Annotated in this window: 14 protein-coding genes, 1 pseudogene and 1 riboswitch; of the genes and pseudogenes, 10 read left to right on the plus strand and 5 right to left on the minus strand. The window is 70.7% G+C overall.

All coding sequences use genetic code 11. The annotated features are described in order from the left end of the window. Positions 1 to 196 precede the first annotated feature (196 nt). Positions 197 to 1,636, plus strand: a complete 1,440-nt coding sequence (locus AMYTH_RS0134140; protein ID WP_228685314.1) for an NF041680 family putative transposase — start codon at positions 197 to 199, stop codon at positions 1,634 to 1,636. Between the two features lie 8 nt (positions 1,637 to 1,644). On the opposite strand, the gene AMYTH_RS0134145 is transcribed toward AMYTH_RS0134140, so the two are convergent. Beyond that, positions 1,645 to 3,123 carry an alpha/beta hydrolase domain-containing protein gene (locus AMYTH_RS0134145; protein ID WP_228685068.1) on the minus strand — a complete coding sequence of 493 codons (1,479 nt, stop codon included), beginning with the start codon at positions 3,121 to 3,123 and terminating at the stop codon, positions 1,645 to 1,647. Positions 3,124 to 3,226: 103 nt separating this feature from the next. On the opposite strand from AMYTH_RS0134145, the pseudogene AMYTH_RS49695 reads away from it, so the two are divergent. Then, positions 3,227 to 3,863 (plus strand): annotated as a pseudogene (locus AMYTH_RS49695) (endonuclease/exonuclease/phosphatase family protein); the annotation flags it as partial. Positions 3,864 to 3,877: 14 nt separating this feature from the next. On the opposite strand, the gene AMYTH_RS0134160 reads toward AMYTH_RS49695, so the two are convergent. The 3 genes from AMYTH_RS0134160 to AMYTH_RS0134170 all read right to left on the minus strand — a co-directional run bounded on the left by AMYTH_RS0134160 (position 3,878) and on the right by AMYTH_RS0134170 (position 6,311). Then, positions 3,878 to 4,645 carry an ABC transporter permease gene (locus AMYTH_RS0134160; RefSeq protein WP_017984917.1) on the minus strand — a complete coding sequence of 256 codons (768 nt, stop codon included), beginning with the start codon at positions 4,643 to 4,645 and terminating at the stop codon, positions 3,878 to 3,880. Beyond that, on the minus strand, positions 4,635 to 5,621 hold the full coding sequence (locus AMYTH_RS0134165) for a daunorubicin resistance protein DrrA family ABC transporter ATP-binding protein (protein ID WP_027933992.1): 987 nt from the start codon (positions 5,619 to 5,621) through the stop codon (positions 4,635 to 4,637). The genes AMYTH_RS0134160 and AMYTH_RS0134165 overlap by 11 nt, the downstream gene beginning before the upstream one ends. Before the next feature lie 84 nt (positions 5,622 to 5,705). Beyond that, positions 5,706 to 6,311, minus strand: a complete 606-nt coding sequence (locus AMYTH_RS0134170) for a PadR family transcriptional regulator (RefSeq protein WP_027933993.1) — start codon at positions 6,309 to 6,311, stop codon at positions 5,706 to 5,708. 62 nt (positions 6,312 to 6,373) lie between these two features. Between AMYTH_RS0134170 and metG the strand changes: the two genes are divergently transcribed. The 5 genes from metG to AMYTH_RS0134195 all read left to right on the plus strand — a co-directional run bounded on the left by metG (position 6,374) and on the right by AMYTH_RS0134195 (position 12,992). Continuing rightward, positions 6,374 to 8,167, plus strand: a complete 1,794-nt coding sequence (gene metG / locus AMYTH_RS0134175) for a methionine--tRNA ligase (RefSeq protein WP_027933994.1) — start codon at positions 6,374 to 6,376, stop codon at positions 8,165 to 8,167. Continuing rightward, positions 8,164 to 8,994, plus strand: coding sequence for a TatD family hydrolase (locus tag AMYTH_RS0134180; RefSeq protein ID WP_027933995.1), 831 nt, complete (start codon positions 8,164 to 8,166; stop codon positions 8,992 to 8,994). The genes metG and AMYTH_RS0134180 overlap by 4 nt, the downstream gene beginning before the upstream one ends. A gap of 273 nt (positions 8,995 to 9,267) precedes the next feature. Then, positions 9,268 to 10,668: a resuscitation-promoting factor gene (locus tag AMYTH_RS0134185; protein ID WP_037322910.1), complete on the plus strand. Its 1,401-nt coding sequence runs from the start codon at positions 9,268 to 9,270 to the stop codon at positions 10,666 to 10,668. A gap of 105 nt (positions 10,669 to 10,773) precedes the next feature. Next, positions 10,774 to 11,634: a 16S rRNA (adenine(1518)-N(6)/adenine(1519)-N(6))-dimethyltransferase RsmA gene (rsmA, locus tag AMYTH_RS0134190; RefSeq protein WP_027933997.1), complete on the plus strand. Its 861-nt coding sequence runs from the start codon at positions 10,774 to 10,776 to the stop codon at positions 11,632 to 11,634. A gap of 65 nt (positions 11,635 to 11,699) precedes the next feature. After that, positions 11,700 to 11,791, plus strand: a riboswitch (SAM riboswitch). A gap of 187 nt (positions 11,792 to 11,978) precedes the next feature. Further along, positions 11,979 to 12,992, plus strand: coding sequence for a methionine ABC transporter ATP-binding protein (locus AMYTH_RS0134195; protein WP_027933998.1), 1,014 nt, complete (start codon positions 11,979 to 11,981; stop codon positions 12,990 to 12,992). 47 nt (positions 12,993 to 13,039) lie between these two features. Here the strand turns inward: AMYTH_RS0134195 and AMYTH_RS0134200 are convergent, their stop codons facing one another. Further along, the gene (locus AMYTH_RS0134200) at positions 13,040 to 14,455 is read right to left on the minus strand and encodes a DHA2 family efflux MFS transporter permease subunit (protein ID WP_228685070.1); all 1,416 of its coding nucleotides are present in this window, start codon (positions 14,453 to 14,455) and stop codon (positions 13,040 to 13,042) included. A gap of 143 nt (positions 14,456 to 14,598) precedes the next feature. On the opposite strand from AMYTH_RS0134200, the gene AMYTH_RS0134205 reads away from it, so the two are divergent. Genes AMYTH_RS0134205 through AMYTH_RS0134215 form a run of 3 tightly spaced genes read left to right on the plus strand, consistent with a single transcriptional unit; the run spans position 14,599 to position 17,894 of the window. Beyond that, positions 14,599 to 15,168 carry a TetR/AcrR family transcriptional regulator gene (locus tag AMYTH_RS0134205; protein ID WP_027934000.1) on the plus strand — a complete coding sequence of 190 codons (570 nt, stop codon included), beginning with the start codon at positions 14,599 to 14,601 and terminating at the stop codon, positions 15,166 to 15,168. Between the two features lie 9 nt (positions 15,169 to 15,177). Next, complete coding sequence (locus AMYTH_RS0134210) at positions 15,178 to 16,140, plus strand: 4-(cytidine 5'-diphospho)-2-C-methyl-D-erythritol kinase (RefSeq protein WP_027934001.1); 963 nt, start codon at positions 15,178 to 15,180, stop codon at positions 16,138 to 16,140. Next, on the plus strand, positions 16,140 to 17,894 hold the full coding sequence (locus tag AMYTH_RS0134215) for an ABC-F family ATP-binding cassette domain-containing protein (protein ID WP_027934002.1): 1,755 nt from the start codon (positions 16,140 to 16,142) through the stop codon (positions 17,892 to 17,894). Before AMYTH_RS0134210 ends, AMYTH_RS0134215 begins: the two co-directional genes overlap by 1 nt. Positions 17,895 to 18,038 lie beyond the last annotated feature (144 nt).

Below are 18,038 nucleotides of genomic sequence, written 5' to 3' on the forward strand. Positions count from 1 at the left end.
CCCTCACCTCACCCCGACCCACCGCAACCCAAGATCAAACCAAAACCACAGCTAGATCAATTACAGGACAGGACCTAACTTGAGTTTTAACGTTTGGGGTGGTGGCGAGGACCCAGTTGATCATGGATGAAGCCCTTGGTTGATCATTCTTCTTGCGACAGAAAGACGATCACACCAAGGGCTTCAGTTGATCAGTGTGCACGATCCGGATGCGGGTGGCGCGTCCGGGGACCTTGTCCGTTTCCGGCACGAGTTCTATCGGTGCCTGACCCGCCGGGCGGACGCGTTGTTCGAGCTGGCCGAGGCGGTGTTGTGTGCCGAGGGACCGGTGCGGTCGCTGCCGGAGTTGTCTCTGCTCGCGGAGCATCGCCGCGGTCATGGTGGGCTGTATGCGGGTCTGGCTCACGGCCGGATCGATGTCGATCGGCTCCGCGACGCGATCCTGGCCGGACCGCTGCCGCAAGCGGCCGACGGCCGGCTGGTGCTGGCCGTGGACATCACCTGCTGGTTGCGGCCCGAGGCGCACACCGCGCCAGAACGGGTCATGTGCCACGCCTACGGCCGCAACCGTAACCAGCACCTGGCGATTCCCGGCTGGCCTTACTCGGTCGTGGTCGCGCTGGAAAGCGGCCGTAGCTCCTGGACCGCGCCCGTGGACATCCAACGCCTGGCACCCGGGGTCGATGCCGCCACGGTCACCGCACACCAACTCCGCCGGGTGGTCACCGGACTGATCACCCACGGGCACTGGCAGCCCGGGGATCGCGAGATCCTGATCGTGGCCGACGCCGGCTACGACGGACCACGCTTGGCCTTCCAGTTAGCCGACCTGCCCGTGGCGGTGCTGGTGCGGATGCGCTCAGACCGGGTCCTGCGCCGCTCGGCCCCGCCCCACACACCGCACACGGTGGGCCGACCGCGCCGTCACGGCAGCGAGTTCGTCTTCGGTGATCCGGCCACCTGGGGTCAACCCGATGTCGCTATCGACGCCGACACCCGTCTCTACGGTCCGGCCATCGTCCGGGCCTGGAACCGGCTGCATCCCCGGCTGACACACCGCACCGCCTGGACCACGCATGTCGGACACCTGCCGATTCTGGAGGGCACCGTGGTGCGTTTGCAGGTGGACCGGTTACCGTCCGGGGCGATCCCGAAACCGGTGTGGTTATGGTATTCCCGCGTCGATCTGGACATTGAGATGGTCGATCTGCTCTGGCAGGCGTTCCTGCGCAGATTCGACATCGAGCACACGTTCCGACTGTTCAAACAGACACTCGGTTGGACCCGCCCGAAGCTGCGCACTCCCGAGCAGGCCGATCGGTGGGGCTGGCTGATGCTGGCCGCCTACACCCAACTCCGACTGGCCCGCCGGCTGGCCGCAGATCTACGGCGCCCCTGGGAGAAACCCGCACCACCGGGCCGGCTCACCCCAGCTCGAGTACGTCGCGGGTTTCGGCACCTACGCGCACAGGCCGGCTGTCCCGCGAGTGCACCGAAACCAACACGCGCCGGCCCAGGGCGGCCAACCGGCCGTCGCAACGACCGCCCAGCCACCCGCCATGACGTGCACGTCATCACCTCAACAACATCCAAGAAATACAAGTCGAGCACGCCTCGACCACGCCGAACAGGTTAAAACTCAAGCTAACCCCCGATGCCGGAATTCCGGGCGGCTTCGACGATCGTGGCCGCGTCCTCGGGCAGCAGGTGGCCCGCCGTGACCGAGGACTGGGCGGCCGCCTGCACCTTGGCCACGTAGTCCGCGTTGGTCGGGTACAGGCGGCTCAGCACCGGCTCCGCCGTGGGCGGGAACGACGGGTCGGACGGGTCGCCGTCGTCGTGCTGGTCCCACGGGTCCGCGTCGCCGTTCCACGGGTCCCGCGCGCCGTAGAGGCCGCAGAAGACGCCGCTGTCCGTGGTGTCCCGCTCGCCGCTCAGCGTGCGCGTCGGCACCGCGACGTCGGGCAGCCGGATGCCGCCGGTGGCCAGGCCGGTGGCCAGGTCGCGGCGGTCGGCGTCGAGCAGCGCGCCGCTCGCCGGGCGCGGTCCGCCCTGCGCCCACGTGGTCAGCGCCCGCAGCGCGGCGTTCATCGAGTAGTGGCCGGGCCCGTCGTTGTAGGGCGCGGACCCGGCGGCGCAACCCGGTTCCGGCGCGGCCGATCCGGCGGACTTCTGCACCGTCGGGCCGCCGAGGTCGAAGGCCCACTGGTCGCCGTGGGCGGTGCCGGCCAGCTCCCAGTGCACGACGCGGTCGGTGTCCGGTTGCCGTGCCACCGCCGCGCCCGGCACGTCGGTCTCGGTGAGCACCACGAACACCGGAACCGCGGTGTCGGTCCGGATGCGGCTCGGGTTCGGCATCGTCAGCACGTCGACGAGCCTGCCGCTGATCGGGGCCGCGACCGCGCTGTTGCTGTGGATCATCAGGCCGTCGTAGACGCGCGCGACCGGCTGGACGGCGTTGGCGTAGGTGGTCATGAACCCGGCCGACTGCGATTCCCCGTCGGCGAGCAGCGTCCGGATCTCCAGGCCGCCCAGCGGGTCCGGCCCGTTCGGCGTGCGCAACGCCTGTCCCGCCTGGGAGAAGATGTCATAGGCGTAGGCGTCGCCGGGGTGCACGAGGCTGCCGTAGCGCGCCGGGTCCCAGCCGCGCAGGCCCGCGATGTCGCCGAGCCCGCCGTTGACGCCGACGGACTGCGCCGACACGCCGACCCACGCGTAGCCCTGGCGGAGCAGCTCGTCCCGCATGAACCAGTAGTCGGGCGACAGTTCCAGCTGGGCGCTGACGTTGAGCCACTCCACGACGACCGTGCCGTTGAAGCGCGCCGGGTCGCTCGGCCGCCGGACCAGCAGCCGCGTCCGGTACTCGGCCTGGGTGGTCGGCCGGACGTCCCACCGGCCGGACGAGGTCCACAGCCCCGACTTGGCGTACGCGGTGGCGGTGCCCGAGATGAAGAACTCGCTCTCGGTGTAGCCGAACGAGCCGAGGTCCTCGGCCGCGGCGAGGAACGGGAACCCGTGGCTTCCCGCGGGTGGTGTGGTGATCGTCGGGTTCGCGGCCGCGGCCGTGGCGGGCAGGAGCGCGGTGAACACCGCCAGTAGTGTCGCGAGAACGGCTGTGCGCACTGGTCACCTCCGAGGTGTGGGGAGGGCCAGTGTGGGGCGGCCGCGGTTGCCTGGGCATCGGCGAAATCACCGGTGCATTCGACGCCTCGCTCAACGGAGCACCGCGGGCCAGCTGGTCACCGGCCAGAACGGCGCCGCGCCGATCGACTACCCGTACGCGTTCCTGGCGCCGTCGAACACAGGCGTGCCGACGGGCTTCGACATCAACCGCGACGGGGCGACCGTGCACTTCCTGGTCTCCCACCCGACGCCGCCCACGTTCGACGGCGCGGAGGACCGCAACGGCACCCTCAACCACGACGAGATCCGCCTGTGGGCCGACTACGTGACGCCCGGCAAGGGGCGGCTACCTCTACGACGACGCCGGCCGCCGCGGCGGGCTGAAGCCGGGCGAGGGGTTCGTCGTCGCCGGCGACAACAACTCCGACCCGAACGACGGCGACAGCGTGCCGGGCACGATCGACCATCTGCTCGGCGCGCCGCGCGTGTGGGACACCTGGCCGGGCAGCACGGGTGGCCGTCTCGCGGCCCAGGCACAGGGTGGCGCGAACCTGACCCACGAGACGGACCCGTACTTCGACACGGCGGACTACAGCGCGCCCGGCAACCTGCGCGTGGACTACGTGCTGCCCTCACGCGGCCTGGTCCCCGCCGGCGGCGCGGTGTTCTGGTCTGCGCCGGACTCGCCGCTGGCCCGGCTCAAGGACGCCTCCGACCACCACCTGGTGCGCGTGGACGTGCCGCGGCCGCGACGTCAGGCGTTCTCCTTCTGGAAGGTCCGCGTGCCCCAGAACACCGCGAGGACCGTCATCACCACGAGGATGATCGAGCCGGTCATCAGCGCGTCCATCGTGAGGTCGCCGCGGAAGGTGGCCCGCTCCGCGTCGACGACGTGGGTGAACGGGTTGATCCGCGAGATGGCGTAGAGCCAGTCCGGCGCGAGGATGCTGGTGATCGGCAGCAGGATGCCGGACAGCAGCAGCACCGGCATCAGCACGGCGTTCAGCAGCGCCGGGAAGGCCTGCTCGCTCTTCAGCGTCAGCGCCACCGCGTAGGACGCCGAAGCCAGTGTCGCCGCGACGAGGCCGACGATCACCAGGCTCAGCAGCACCCCGCCGATCGGCGCGTCCAGTCCAAAGGCGACATACGCGAGCACGGTGATCAGCACGGCCTGGATGACCGCCTGGATCACGTTGTTCACGACCTTGCCCAGCAACAGCCCCACCCGGCTGGCCGGCGTCACCCGCAGCCGTTCCAGCACGCCGCTGCGGTAGTCCATCAGCAGCGAGAACCCGGCGAACGACGAGCTGAACAGCGCCAGCTGGATGATCAGCGCCGGCGTCAGGATGGTCCAGCTGGTGCCCGGCGGGAAGCCCGGCGTGCTGCTGACGACCTTTTCCATCAGCGGCCCGAACAGCACCAGGTACAGCACCGGCTGCATGATGCCGATCATCACCCACGCCGGGTTGCGCATGGACAACGTCCAGTCCCGCTTGAAGATCAGCCACGTGTCACGCAACATGGGCGGCCTCCTCGTGGTGCTGGGACTGCTCGGCGTCGCGCAGCGACCGGCCGGTGAGCGTGAGGAACACGTCGTCCAGCGTCGGCCGGTTCACCTGCATCGAGGTCATCGCGATGCCGTCGGCGTCCAGGCGCCGCAACAGTTCCGGCAGCGCGGTGTCCCCGCGCGGCACGCGGAACCGCACCTCGGCTTCACCGGTGGTCACCTCGTGCGCGCCCGCCAGGCGCCCCGCGACCTCGGCCGCGGCGTCCACGAACTCCGGGGCCACGCCGATCGTCACGCCGTCGCCGGACACCCGCGCCTTGAGCGAGTCCGGCGACCCCTCGGCCACGATCTCGCCGTTGTCGATCACCAGGATCCGGTCGCACAGCGAGTCGGCCTCGTCCAGGTAGTGCGTGGTGAGGAACAGCGTCACGCCATGGTCCGCGCGCAGCCGCCGGATGTGCTCCCAGAGGTTGGCGCGGCTCTGCGGGTCCAGCCCGGTGGTCGGCTCGTCGAAGAAGATCAGCTTCGGGTCGTGGATCAGGCTCAGCGCGATGTCCAGCCGCCGCCGCTGGCCACCGGACAGCGTCTTCGTCAGCCGGTCGTCCAGGCTCACGAGGTCGAGCTGCTCGATCAGCTCCCGGCCCCGCCGCAGCGACTCCTCCTTCGACATCCCGTACAGCCGGCCCTGCAGCTCGATCTCCTCGAGCACCTTCATCTCCGGGGTGACGCCGCCGCCCTGTGCGACGTACCCGATCTGCCTGCGCACGCCGACCGGGTCGGCGACCAGGTCGCGCCCGGCCACCTGCGCCTCGCCCGCGGTCGGGCGCAGCAGCGTGGTCAGCATTCGCAGCGTCGTGGTCTTGCCTGCGCCGTTCGGGCCGAGGAACCCCACCAGTTCACCCTCGGCGACGTCGATGTCGACGCCCTTCACGGCCTCGACGCTGCGGCCGCGCGCGGTGAACGTCCGCGCGAGACCGCGTGCCTTGATCATGAGAATCCCCCTTGATTCAGTAGTCAAATTTGACTAGTGATGGCGGCCACTCTGCCCCCACTATCGCGCCGTAGTCAAATTTGATTACTTGATCTCGGGAGGAGCGCCGAAGTGGCGCCCCGGGTCGTCGGCCATGACGTACTCGCCGTCCTGCAGGCGCTTGATCAGGCCCCGCAGCCACTCGATGGTCGCCTCGACGTTCGTGCCCCACAGCCGGTACAGCTCGCCGACGTGGTCCGGGTGGCCCCAGTCGGCGCCGCCGTCCAATACGCTCCGGGTGGTCGCGAGCTGGCCCTCCAGCCGCGTCAGCCGGTGCCGCAGCAGGGACAGTGCCCGGTCGCGGGACAGGGCGGGCAGGAAGGTCAGCGCGGCGGCGAAGGCGAACGCGTCCTGCGCCCCGTCGCCCTCGGTCTCCGCGATCATCTGGGCCAGCCGGACCTGGAACTCGGTCTCGCCGTCGTCGGTCAGCCGGTAGGCGACCCGGTCCGGGCCGCGTCCCTCCGGCTCGTCCGGCACCGCCTCCAGCAGGCCTTCGGCCGCCATCTTCTTCAGCGCGTGGTAGATCGACCCGGGCTGGACGTTCGCCCAGCGGTCGGCCGACCAGGTCAGCAGCTCACGCCGCACCTGATAGCCGTGCGCCCGGCCGTACATGCGTACGACGCCCAGCACCAGCAGCCGCGTCGGCGACACCCGACCTCCTTAAGCCTTCCCAGGTAACAATGCACGAGACGGCATCCGTACGCTAAACAGGCATGAGCATCCCTGTGTTGACGGCGGTGGCCTGGCCTTATGCCAACGGGCCCCGTCACATCGGCCACGTCTCCGGCTTCGGCGTCCCGTCGGACGTGTTCTCGCGCTACCAGCGAATGGCCGGCAACCGGGTGCTCATGGTGTCCGGGACCGACGAGCACGGCACGCCGATCACGGTCCAGGCGGACAAGGAGGGCCTCACCTCCCAGCAGACCGCCGACAAGTACACCCGCCAGATCGGCCAGGACCTGCAGGGCCTCGGGCTGACCTACGACCTGTTCACCCGCACCAGCACCGGCAACCACGCCGAGGTCACGCAGCAGATCTTCCTCGCGCTGCACCGCAACGGCTACGTCGTGCCCAAGACCACGACCGGCGCGATCAGCCCGTCCACCGGCCGGACGCTGCCGGACCGCTACATCGAGGGCACCTGCCCGATCTGCGGTTACGACGGCGCGCGCGGCGACCAGTGCGACAACTGCGGCAACCAGCTGGATGCCGAAGAGCTGATCAACCCGAAGTCGCGGATCAACGGTGAGACGCCGAAGTTCGTCGAGACCGAGCACCTGTTCCTCGACCTGCCCGCGTTCACCGAGAGTCTCGGCAAGTGGCTGTCGACCAAGACCGACTGGCGGCCCAACGTCGTCAACTTCACCAAGAACCTGCTCGACGACATGCGGCCCCGCCCGATCACCCGCGACCTGGACTGGGGCGTGAAGATCCCGCTGGACGGCTGGCGCGACCAGCCGCTCAAGCGGTTCTACGTGTGGTTCGACGCGGTGATCGGCTACTTCTCGGCCAGCGTCGAGTGGGCCCGGCGCAGCGGGAACCCGGACGCGTGGCAGGAGTTCTGGACCAACCCGGACGCGCGCGGCTACTACTTCATGGGCAAGGACAACATCACCTTCCACGCCCAGATCTGGCCCGCGCTGCTGCTCGGCCACAACGGGGCCGGGGACAAGGGCGGCCAGGTCGGCCCGTACGGCAAGCTGAACCTGCCGGACGAGATCGTGTCGTCGGAGTTCCTGACCATGAGCGGGTCGAAGTTCTCCACCTCGCGCGGCACGGTCATCTACGTCAATGACTTCCTGCGCGAGTTCGGCCCGGACACCCTGCGCTACTTCATCGCGGTGGCCGGCCCGGAGACCCAGGACACCGACTTCACCTGGGACGAGTTCGTCCGCCGGACCAACTTCGAGCTGGCCAACGAGTGGGGCAACCTGGTCAACCGCTCCATCTCGATGGCGCACAAGAACAACGGCGCGATCCCGGCCCCGGTCAAGCCGGCGCCCGCGGACGAGGAGCTGAAGGCGCTGTCCCGCAAGGCGTTCGAGACCGTCGGCGGGCACCTGCAGCGGTCGCGGTTCAAGCTGGCGGCCACCGAGGCGATGCGGGTCGTGTCCGCGGCCAACCGGTACCTGTCCGACCAGGAGCCGTGGAAGCTCAAGGACGACCCGGAGCGCCGCGACGCGGTGCTGCACACCGCGCTGCAGGTGGTGTCGGACGCGAACACGCTGCTCACCCCGTTCCTGCCGCACTCGGCGCAGAAGGTGCACGAGGCGCTGGGCGGCACCGGCGTGTGGGCCGCGCAGCCGGAGCTGCAGGACGTCGAGGACCTGGACATCCCCGGCCGGATCAACCCGATCCTGACCGGCGATTACGCGGCCGAGCAGGCGCGCTGGGAGTCGATCCCGATCGAGGTCGGCCGTCCGCTGGCCAAGCCGACGCCGCTGTTCGCCAAGCTCGACCCGAAGCTCGGCGAGACCGGTCCGGAGTGGGCTCCGATCGCGCAGTGAGCAAGAAGGAACGGCCACCGGTGCCGGAGCGCCTGCCGGCGCCGGTGGTCGACTCGCACACGCACCTGGACGCCTGCGGTGCGGTCACGGCGGCCGACGTGGCCGAGCTGGCCGACCGCGCCGCGGCGGCCGGGGTGACGAGGATGGTGACCGTCGCCGACGACCTGGACGCCGCCCGCTGGGCCGCGGAAGCGTCCACTTGGGACGAGCGGGTGTGGGCCGCGGTGGCGATCCACCCCACCCGCACCAAGGACTTCGGCGAGGCGGAACAGTCCGAAATAGAGCGTCTGGCGCGTCAGGACCGGGTGGTCGCCGTCGGTGAGACGGGTCTGGACTACTACTGGGACTACTCGCCGCCGGACGCCCAGCAGGAGGCGTTCCGCTGGCACATCGACCTCGCCAAGCGGGTCGGCAAGCCGCTGATGATCCACGACCGGGACGCGCATGAGGACGTGCTGCGGATCCTGGACGAGGAGGGCGCGCCGGAGACCGTGGTGTTCCACTGCTTCTCCGGCGACGAGGACATCGCGCGCCGCTGCGTGGACGCCGGTTACGTGCTGTCGTTCGCCGGCACGGTCACGTTCCGCAACGCCCGGGCGCTGCAGGCCGCGGCGCGGCTCGTGCCGTCCGGGCAGTTCCTCGTCGAGACCGACGCGCCGTTCCTGACGCCGCACCCGTTCCGCGGACGGCCGAACGAGCCGTACTGCACCGCTTATACGGTCGCCTTCCTCGCCGACCTCCGTTCGGAGGGGCTGGAACAGGTCTGTTCGGCGGTGTCGGCGACGGCCGAACGCGTCTTCCGGCTGCCGTCCGTCACAGCGGGTTGAACGGACTGCGACATCCGTGGAAATCAACCATCCACCTGGAGGAGTGACGAACGCCACGACATTCCGCCCGGTGTTTGCGCAACCTCGCGGGGTCCGTTACTGTCCCGTGACCGTGCCGCATGATCGCTCCAACCGGGCGAAGAGCGGGACACCCGGAGTCAAGCCAGTGCAGGTCGGGATCGGGGATGGCGAAGACTTCGGGAGCCGTAGTGCGAAAGGGATCGACCTGCTGTGACTGGTAGTAGATGGGCCGACGCGCGCCCGACTGAGGCGATGGACTGGTTCGAGTCCAGCCGTGGTGGCGCCGTGGGCACCCTCGACTGGCCCGACGCCGACGCGTTCTCGGACGACCTGGCTGTCACCGAGCACGACATCCGCACGGTGCTCGGCAACGACGCGGACGATCTCATGGCCGAGGCCGAGATCGACGTCGACGAGCTGATCCGGCTGATCAACGCCGAGACCACGATGCTCCCGGCCCTCGCCATCCCGGACGCGGCCGCGCAGGACCGCACGGCCGCCGTGGAGGCCGAGGAGGAGCCGGAGAAGGCCCTCGTCTCCGCGGTCAAGACCTGGAAGCGGCGGTTCCTCCGCGGCTCGGTCCTGGCCCTCCTGATCAGCCTCACCGGTGGCGGCGCGGCCGCGCTGGCCATGAACAAGAGCGTGACCGTCGACGTCGACGGCCACACACAGACCGTGCACAGCTTCGGCAAGACGGTCGGCGAGGTCCTCGAGGACGCCGGTCTCACCGTCGGTGAGCACGACGCGCTGTCCCCCTCGCCGCAGGCGCCGGTCGGTGACGGTGGCGTCATCAAGCTGGAGCGCGGCCGCAAGCTGAACCTGGTCGTCGACGGGGTCGCCCGCGAGTCCTGGGTCCGCGCGACGAGCCTGCAGGAAGCCATCACGCAGCTGGGCCTGAGCGGCCAGTTCGGCCCGGGCACCGCGTTCTCGATGCCGCTGGACGCGGAGCTGCCCCTCGACGGCGCGACCGTCGAGGTCAAGACCCTCAAGAACATCACCGTCTACGACGGCGACGCCGCCCCGCGCCAGATCAGCACCACCGCGATCACCGCGGAGGAGTTCCTGGCGGAGCAGGGCATGTCGCTCGGCCCGGACGACGAGATCGAGGGCGGCCTGGCCCTCAAGCTGACCAACGGCGCCGAGATGCACATCTCGCGCACCGGGGTCACCGTGATCAACCAGGAAGAGGACATCGATCCTCCGGTCCAGGAGATCAAGGACGCGACGCTCGACGCGGGCGACGAGGTCGTCCAGGACCCGGGCACCGCGGGCAAGAAGCTGGTGACCTACCGGATCACCAAGCGCAACGGCAAGGAGACCGCCCGCGAGGAGCTCTCGACGAAGGTGATCGTCGAGGCCAAGCCGAAGATCGTCCGGGTCGGCACGAAGCAGCCGGTGATCAGCGACAGCGCCATCTGGGACGCGATCGCGAAGTGCGAGTCCGGCGGCAACTGGTCGATCAACACGGGCAACGGCTACTACGGCGGCCTGCAGTTCAACAAGAGCACGTGGGACGCCTACGGCGGCGACCAGTACGCGGCCTACCCGCACCAGGCCACCCGTGAGCAGCAGATCGCGGTGGCGACCAAGGTGCGCGACGACCGCGGCGGCTACGGCGCCTGGCCCGTGTGCGGCGCCAAGGCCACCAGCTGACCCCCACCGCACACACATCATGACCCCGGCCAGCGGCCGGGGTCATCTTCTTTTCCGGGTCACCTTCCACGAGTGCGGTACTCGCGGGCCAGTAGCATTCCCGGCGTGACCGCACTGCTCGGACCAGCCGAGATCCGTGGCTTGGCCGCCGAGCTGGACGTCCGTCCCACGAAGAAGCTCGGCCAGAACTTCGTGCACGACCCGAACACGGTCCGCCGCATCGTCGACCTCTCCGGAGTGGGCGACGGCGACCACGTCCTGGAAGTCGGTCCGGGCCTCGGCTCCCTGACCCTCGGCCTCCTGGACTCGGGCGCACGGGTCACCGCCGTCGAAATCGACCCGGTCCTCGGCGAGCGCCTGCCGGCCACGATCACCGAGCGCGCCCCCGAGGCCGCCGCCCGGTTCACCGTGCACATCCAGGACGCCCTCAAGCTCCAGCGCGCGGACCTGGCGCAGGAGCCCACGCACCTCGTGGCCAACCTGCCCTACAACGTCGCCGTCCCGGTGGTCCTGCACCTGCTCGCCGAGCTGCCGTCGCTGGCGCACGGCCTGGTGATGGTGCAGACGGAGGTCGCCGACCGGATGGCCGCGGGCCCCGGCAGCCGCATCTATGGCGTCCCGAGCGTGAAGCTCGCCTGGTACGGCCCGGCCCGCAAGGTCGCGCCCGTGCCGCGCGCGGTGTTCTGGCCGGTGCCGAACGTCGACTCCGCGCTCGTCGGCTTCGAGCGCGCCGCGGAACCGGTGTCGGACGCGGACCGGGACGAGGTCTTCGCCGTCGTCGACGCCGCCTTCGCCCAGCGTCGCAAGACCCTGCGCGCCGCGTTGTCGTCGTGGGCGGGCTCGGGGGAGAAGGCCGAGGCGATCCTCCGCGCGGCCGGCGTCGACCCTCGCGCGCGGGGCGAGCAACTGGGGGTAAGGGACTTCGCCAAGATCGCCAAGAGCAAGTCCTTACCACCGTTTGTGTGATCTCGCACCCTGATCCGGACCAGGGACTTGCCAAAAAGATGTGAAGTCCGTTCTACTCTTTGAGGTATCCATCCCGAGCGGCTGAGAGACCTGGCTCGCCGAAGCCGCAGCAACCACCCCACCCGGGCGCAGGTGCTAACGCCAGGACCGATGGAGGATTCCTGTGTACCGCACGATGCTCACGAGGCGCCGCGTCGTCGACGAATGTCGTCGCACGGTCTGCGCGTGTCGTCGCTGACCGCTTTCCCTTCACCACCATTTCCTGATTTCGCCTGACCGTCCTCTGTAGACGGTCTACTTGGTGTGCGGTCGGCGCGTTCGCGCCCGTTGTGCTGGAGCCATTCGTGATCACTGTCGAAAACCTGACCAAGTCCTTCCCCGGTGCCGCCAAGCCCGTCCACGCCCTGCGGGACGTGAGCGTCGAGGTGCCCGCCGGCGCCCTGTTCGGCGTCGTCGGCCCGGCCGGCTCCGGCAAGTCCACCCTGACCCGGTGCATCGCCCTGCAGGAGAAGCCCGACCGTGGCGTCGTGCGGCTGGACGGCCTGAACACCACCGGTCTCGACGGGCGGAAGCTGCGCGAGGTGCGCCGCCAGGTCGCGGTGCTGGACGCGCAGCCGGTGCTGCACGCCGAGCGCACCGTGGCGGGCAACGTCGCGGCCCCGCTGGAGCAGCTCGGCCTGGAGGGCCCGCAGCGGCGCAGCCGTGTCGGCCGCCTGCTCGACCTGGCCGGCCTGACCCAGCGCGCCGCGCTGCGCCCGAGTGAACTCACCCCGGGCCAGCGTCGCCGCGTCGCGCTCGCCCGGTCGCTGGCCGCGGGCCCGGCCGTGCTGCTCGCCGACGACCCGACCGCCGGTGTCGGCGCCGAGGAGACCGGCGCGGTGCTGACTGTCCTCGACCGCGCCCGCGCGGAGCTGGGCGTGACGGTGCTGCTGACCACCCAGGACGGTGCCGCGGTGCGGCGCGTCTGCGACGGGGTCGCGGTGCTGGAGGACGGGCGGCTCGTCGAGCAGGGCACCGTCCTGGAGTTGCTGGCGAACCCGGCCAGCAAGGTCGCGCAGAGCCTGCTGCCCCCGATCGACACGCCGCGCAGCCAGTCGTCGAGCTACGACCGGTCCGTCGACGTGGTGCTGATCGGCTTCGCGGCCGTCGGCGCGCTGCTGCCCGAGGCCTCCGCCCGGTTCGAGGTCGAGCTCGCCACCATCGGCGGCGGCCTGACCCGCGTCGGGGACACCCCGGTGGCCCGGTTCCGGGTCGGAGTCAACGGCAGCCAGGCCGACGCGGCGCTGGCGTGGATCGCCGACCGCGGCGCGCACGTCGTGCACCCGAAGGAAGGCCCGAAGAGCGTCGTCGCGGCCTGACCAGGCGCGAGAGGAGGGGCGTCCCGGCCGGGGCGCCCCTCCTCGTCTCACTTCCCCCGGACCAGGACCCCGACCGCGATCGCGCCTGCGGCCACGATCGCCGCGGCCCAGCCGTTCGCCACCGCGTAGCCGTGCACGGTCGCCGCGGGCAGGGCCAGCCCGGCGACCGAGGCGGTCGCGCTCGCGGCGATCGTGTTCAGCGACGCCGTGCCGATCGACGCGCCGACCTGCTGGGACGTCGTGATGAACGCCGACGCCACCCCGGCGTCCTTCGGCTCCACCCCGGCGGTCGCGATGTTCATGACCGTCGGCATCGCCAGTCCGGCGCCTGCGCCCATCACCAGTTCCACCGGCAGGACCAGGCCCCAGTAGGACGTGTCGACCGACAGCTGGGTCAGCCCGGCGAGCCCGGCGGCCATCAGCAGGAGCCCGATGACCAGCAGCGGGCGCGGCCCGGTCCGCGGGATCAGCCGCCGGGTCAGCAGCGTCGAGACCGTGACGTTGCCCAGCAGGAACGGCAGGAACGCCAGGCCGGCGCCGAGCGCGCCGAAGCCCATGATCGCCTGCAGCTGGTAGGTGAGGAACAGGAACATCCCGAACATCCCGAACGCCGCGACGGCGATGGTCAGGAAGCCCGACGAGCGGGCGCGGTCGGCCAGGATGTGCAGCGGCAGCAGCGGGTTCCGGACCCGGGCCTGCCGGAACACGAACCCGGCCAGCAGCACGACCGCCGCGATCAGCGTGCCGAGCACCACGGCCGACCCCCAGCCGCGGGTCGCCGCCTCGGAGAACCCGTAGACGAGCCCGGCGATCCCCGCGCTGCCGAGCACTCCGCTGAGCCAGTCGAGCCGCGTCTCGCGGTGACCACGCACGTTCGGCAGGACGAACCAGCCCGCGATCGCGGCGGCGATCGCGATCGGCAGGTTCACGTAGAGGCACCAGCGCCAGGACGCGTACTCGGCCAGCGCGCCACCGGCAACCAGGCCGACCGCGCCGCCGGACATCATGATGGCGCTGAAGATCCCGAACGCCTTCGCCCGTTCCTTCGCCTCGGTGAAGGTGATGGTCAGCAGCGAGAGCGTGGACGGCGCCAGCAGCGCGGCGAAGACCCCCTGGGCCGCGCGGGCGCCGATGAGCAGGCCTGGACCGGCGGCCATCCCGCCGAGCGCGGACGCGGCGGCGAACCCGAGCGCGCCCACGATGAGCGTGTTCTTGCGGCCCAGCCGGTCGGCCAGCCGCCCGCCGAGCAGCAGCAGGCCACCGAAGGCCAGCGTGTAGGCGGTGATCGCCCACTGGCGGGCCACGTCGGACATGCCGAGGTCGGCCTGCGCGGTGGGCAGCGCGATGTTGACGATGGTGGTGTCGATGATGACCAGAAGCTGGGCGAGCCCGACGACCGCGAGCGCCCACCACTTTCTCGAGTCGGCCGGTGCCGTCACCGGCGCCGGAGTGGTTGTCGTCATGGTGGAAACCCCCTGGTGGAGAACTGGGTTAGACTGAGAGCAAGCATTACTAGTCGGCCGACAAGTAATGGCGCTGTGGACAGGCTAGGCCTATTGCTAGCCGGGCGTCAAGCAAGTTTGAGAGTTCCTCAGGAAGGACGGTCATGGCGGGGCGGCGGACCGACACGCGCGAGCGCATCCAGCAGATCGCGCTGGACCTGTTCGTCGAGCAGGGCTACGAGAAGACGTCGTTGCGGGAGATCGCGGAGGCGCTCGGCGTGACCAAAGCCGCGCTCTACTACCACTTCCGCACGAAGGAAGACATCGTCCACAGCCTGATCGAGGACATCGGCTCCTCGCTCGACGAGATCATCGAGTGGGCGCGGGCCCAGGACGACCCCGCGCAGACCCGCGAGGAGCTGCTGCGCAGGCTCTCCGACCTGATCCAGGGCCGGTTCGGCCCGATCATGCGGTTCATGCAGGACAACCAGCCCGCGCTGAAGGACCTGCACGCCGGGCATGTGCTGGCCGCGCGGCTGAAGGGTCTGTTCACGTTCCTCGTCCCCGCCGACGCCAGCGCGGAGGACAAGTTGCGCTCCCGGCTCGCGCTGGTCGCGCTGATGGCCGGCAACAACCCGCAGTTCCTGGACGAGAACCCGAGCAAGGAGTCGGCCGACGTGGCGCTGCGCGTCGCACTGGAGCTTGCCTCTCCGCGCTCTCCGGCGGGCACGTAGGCTTGACTGGTGCTCGCCGTCGTACCGCCACCTGTCACCGTCAGGGTGCCTTCGAAGATCAACCTGCACCTGTCGGTCGGCGACCTGCGCCCGGACGGTTTCCACGACCTGACGACCGTCTTTCACGCGCTTTCGCTGACCGACGAGGTCACCGTCGCGCTGGCCGAGGAGCCGGGTGTCGAGGTCTACGGCGAAGGTGAGCAGGTCGTGCCCACCGGCGCCAGCAACCTCGCGTGGCGCGCGGTCGAGGCGCTGGCAGCGCACGTCGGCAAGACCGACGGGGCCGCGAACGTCCGGGTGGTCCTCCGCAAGGGGATCCCCGTCGCGGGTGGAATGGCGGGCGGCAGCGCCGACGCCGCCGGCACGCTGGTCGCCCTCGCCGCGCTGTGGAAGCTGGACATCGGGCGCGACGAGCTCGCCGGGATCGCCGCGAAGCTCGGTTCGGACGTGCCGTTCGGGCTCTACGGCGGCACCGCGCTGGGCACCGGCCGCGGCGAGCAGCTGGTGCCGGTCCTGTCGCGGCACACCTTCCACTGGGTGCTCGCGTTCGACCAGCGCGGGCTGTCCACGGAGCGCGTCTACAAGGAACTCGACCGGCTCCGCGAGACCGGCAACCCGCCGCGCGTCGGCTCGCACGCGCCGGTCGTCGAGGCGCTGGCCTCCGGCGACCCGCGCCAGCTGGCCCTGCTGCTCGGCAACGACCTGCAGGCCGCCGCGGTGTCCCTGCGGCCCGGCCTGCGCCGCACGCTGCGCGCCGGGGTGAACGCCGGCGCGCTCGCCGGCACCGTGTCCGGTTCCGGCCCGACGTGCGCGTTCCTGTGCGCCGACGCGGAGTCCGCGCTCGAGGTCGCGGCCGAGCTGGCCGGGGCCGGGGTGTGCCGGACGGTCCGGGTCGCGCACGGCCCGGTGCCGGGCGCGCGGCTCGTCGGCGGCGACGAACACCGGCCCACTCCTCCGCAGGTGCACGCGTAGTGGCTAACTTGATCAACCTCGAGGCGGTCTCCAAGTCCTTCGGGGTCCGCCCCCTGCTGGACAACGTCTCCCTCGGCGTCGGCGAAGGCGAGCGCATCGGTGTCGTCGGCCTCAACGGCGGTGGCAAGACCACACTGCTGGAGGTCCTCTCCGGACTCGCCGAGCCGGATTCCGGCCGGGTGAGCCAGGTCCGCGGGCTGCGGCTCGCGGTCGTCACCCAGCGCACCGAGCTGGCCGAGGGCAGCACGATCCGCGACGCCGTGCTCGCCGGTTTCGACGCCGAGCACGAGTGGGCGGCCGACGCCCGGGTCCGGTCCATTGTGGAGGGCCTCGGGATCACCGGGCTGGGGCTGGACAACCCGACCGCGACACTGTCCGGTGGGGAGCGTCGCCGGGTCGCGCTGGCCGCCGCGCTGATCGGCGACCTGGACCTGCTGGTGCTCGACGAGCCGACCAACCACCTCGACGTCGAAGGCGTGCGCTGGCTCGCCGACCACCTGCTGGCGCGGCGGTCCGCGCTCGTGGTCGTCACCCACGACCGATGGTTCCTGGACACGGTGTGCGGGCGGACCTGGGAGGTCGCCGACGGCCGGGTCGAGCAGTACGAGGGCGGGTACGCGGACTGGATCTTCGCGCGCGCCGAGCGGGCGCGGCTCGCGGCGTCGATGGAGGAGAAGCGGCGCAACCTCGCGCGCAAGGAGCTGGCCTGGCTGCAGCGCGGCGCGAAGGCCCGCACGTCGAAGCCGCGGTACCGGATCGAGGCGGCCGAGGCGCTGATCGCGGACGTGCCGGAGCCGCGCGACACCGCGGAGCTGATGTCGTTCGCGAAGCGGCGGCTCGGCAAGACCGTGCTGGAGCTGGAGGACGTGACCCTCAAGGCCGGCGACAAGACGGTCGTCGAAGGGCTCACTTGGCGGATCGGTCCCGGTGACCGGTTCGGGCTGGTCGGCGTGAACGGGTCGGGCAAGACGACGCTGCTGAAGCTGCTGGCCGGGGAGCGCGAGCCGGTCGCGGGGCGGCGGATCCAGGGCAAGACGGTGCGGCTCGCGCACCTGTCGCAGGAGCTGGACGAGCTGCCGGGGCAGTTGCGGGTGCTGGAGGCCGTCGAGGAGGTCTCGGCGCGGGTCGTGCTGGGCAAGCAGGAGCTGTCGGCGTCGCAGCTGGCGGAGAAGCTCGGGTTCCCGCCGGCGCGGCAGTGGACGCCGGTGGAGGACCTGTCCGGCGGCGAGCGGCGGCGGCTGCAGCTGGCCCGGTTGCTGATGGCCGAGCCGAACGTGCTGCTGCTCGACGAGCCCACGAACGACCTGGACATCGACACCCTGCAGCAGCTGGAAGATCTGCTGGACTCCTGGCCGGGCACGATGGTCGTGGTCTCGCACGACCGCTACCTGGTGGAACGCGTGACGGACGCGGTGTACGCCCTGTTCGGCGACGGCCGGATCACGCACCTGCCCGGTGGCATCGACGAGTACCTGGCGCGTCGTGCGTCCGCCCGTGCTTCGGTGTCGGCGCCGAAGCCTGCGCAGAAGACGTCCAGCGCGGCGGAGTTCCGGGCGGCGCAGAAGGAACTGTCCCGGTTGGAGCGACGGCTGGACCAGCTCCACGCGCGGGAGACCAAGCTGCACGAGAAGCTCGCCGAGCACGCCACCGAGCCGGACAAGCTGGTCGAGCTGAACACGGAGCTGAAGACGGTGCGCGCGGAGATCGAGGACGTCGAGGCGCGCTGGCTGGAAACCTCCGAACTGGTGGAGTAATTCGCGGCGCCTGCTGCTGCGGGCGCTCCGTGCGCTGCTCCGCGTGCCGGATCGCCGTCGCTGCCGAGCTGGCCGTTGCGGGTGGCGTGCTGCTGCGGGCGCGGTGTGCGCCAATCCGCGCGCTAGATGGCCGCCGCCCGGGGA

Origin of the sequence: Amycolatopsis thermoflava N1165, assembly GCF_000473265.1 — a bacterium.
Lineage (GTDB): Bacteria > Actinomycetota > Actinomycetes > Mycobacteriales > Pseudonocardiaceae > Amycolatopsis_E > Amycolatopsis_E thermoflava.

Coding starts and splice junctions, on each gene's coding strand:
- AMYTH_RS0134160 (WP_017984917.1), bottom strand. CDS start 4,645: ATGTTGCGTGACACGTGGCTGATCTTCAAGCGGGACTGGACGTTGTCC.
- AMYTH_RS0134165 (WP_027933992.1), bottom strand. CDS start 5,621: ATGATCAAGGCACGCGGTCTCGCGCGGACGTTCACCGCGCGCGGCCGC.
- metG (WP_027933994.1), top strand. CDS start 6,374: ATGAGCATCCCTGTGTTGACGGCGGTGGCCTGGCCTTATGCCAACGGG.
- AMYTH_RS0134185 (WP_037322910.1), top strand. CDS start 9,268: ATGGACTGGTTCGAGTCCAGCCGTGGTGGCGCCGTGGGCACCCTCGAC.
- AMYTH_RS0134200 (WP_228685070.1), bottom strand. CDS start 14,455: ATGACGACAACCACTCCGGCGCCGGTGACGGCACCGGCCGACTCGAGA.
- AMYTH_RS0134205 (WP_027934000.1), top strand. CDS start 14,599: ATGGCGGGGCGGCGGACCGACACGCGCGAGCGCATCCAGCAGATCGCG.